The organism is Phaeobacter sp. SYSU ZJ3003 (assembly GCF_041300735.1).
GTDB classification, from domain to species: Bacteria; Pseudomonadota; Alphaproteobacteria; order Rhodobacterales; family Rhodobacteraceae; genus Phycobacter; species Phycobacter gallaeciensis_A.
Window position 1 is genome coordinate 1 of the sequence record NZ_PXNU01000168.1, and the last position, 217, is coordinate 217.

Below are 217 nucleotides of genomic sequence, written 5' to 3' on the forward strand. Positions count from 1 at the left end.
ACCCTCATGTGACCCGCGCCCATGTCTTCATGCCCGAGGCCGCATGGGTGAGCATGTGGCAGTGCAACAACCAGTCACCGGGATTGTCGGCGGCAAAGGTAATGGTGCGCGTTGCGTCCACATCGTTCATTCGGCTGCTCCCCCATCAGAGTCGAGCAGATAGGTGGCGATGGCTTCACGGTCCTTTGGAGTCAGGAACCGGGTGCCTTCGCGGACC

1 pseudogene is annotated in these 217 nt (G+C 61.3%); it reads right to left on the bottom strand.

What is annotated here, in order from left to right:
- Nucleotides 1-4: 4 nt before the first annotated feature.
- Nucleotides 5-112, bottom strand: a pseudogene (locus tag C6W91_RS21260) (multicopper oxidase domain-containing protein); the annotation flags it as partial.
- Nucleotides 113-217: the final 105 nt, after the last annotated feature.